Here is an 853-nt window from a genome sequence, read left to right as displayed (position 1 = left end):
CTCCGTGTTTGTCATGGAGAACGTGAAGGGCCTTCTTTCGTCCACCCACGGTGGGCAGCCGATGTTCGTGCGCATCCTTGAAGACCTCCGCAATGCTGGAGGAGACGCTGAGTATGAAATCTATTCGTTGACGAAGGAAGGGTCTCCTGAAAAGCTGCAACCGAGTGACTTTGTTATTCGGGCGGAAGACTTTGGCGTGCCGCAACAACGGCATCGGGTGATTCTTCTGGGGGTGCGAAAAGACATCGGCCTAGAGCCAGACATTCTTGAGCGGGCTCAGACGCAAGTAACAGTTCGCGACGCCATCCACGATATGCCGTCTATCAGATCTCGCATCTCCAAGGACGTCGATTCACCAGAGAATTGGGCGGCTGTTCGTGCCGCAGCTAACGAGTCTTTGACTGACGACGACATATCCCCGCTTGCGTACCTTGGTGACCCAGGCCCGCTGAGCAGGGGCTTCATTTATGCAAATCCTCGTGTACAAAGGGTCAGTGACTCAGCGGCCACTTACCGAGAGTGGATCGAGGACCCGCTGTTGGGTGGTTTCGCAGGGCATGTATCTAGAGGGCACATGACTTCCGATCTGCAGCGCTATTTCTTCGCTTCCTCGTTCGCCCTAAAGTACGGACGTTCGCCGGTTTTGAGCGATTTTTCTAACGCCTTAACCCCGAATCATCGGAGTGCCCGGAGTGAAAAGAAGTCCTTCGCTGACCGGTTTAAAGTGCAGGTTTGGGAACGGCCTTCATCCACAGTAGTTTCGCACATCGCTAAGGATGGCCACTACTACATTCATCCAGACCCTACTCAAATGCGAAGCCTATCAATTCGAGAAGCGGCCAGACTTCAATCG

Annotated in this window: 1 protein-coding gene; it reads left to right on the top strand. The window is 53.9% G+C overall.

Going from position 1 to position 853, the window contains the following annotated elements; all coding sequences use genetic code 11:
* Nucleotides 1–13: 13 nt before the first annotated feature.
* A partial coding sequence (locus HP499_RS24630; protein ID WP_253951790.1) for a DNA cytosine methyltransferase occupies nucleotides 14–853 on the top strand: 840 nt, incomplete at its 3' end.

Origin of the sequence: Paenarthrobacter sp. CM16 (assembly GCF_013179505.1) — a bacterium.
Taxonomy (GTDB): domain Bacteria; phylum Actinomycetota; class Actinomycetes; order Actinomycetales; family Micrococcaceae; genus Arthrobacter.
The sequence above is the reverse complement of the archived record's forward strand: the minus strand, read 5'-3'. Positions and strand labels throughout refer to the sequence as shown.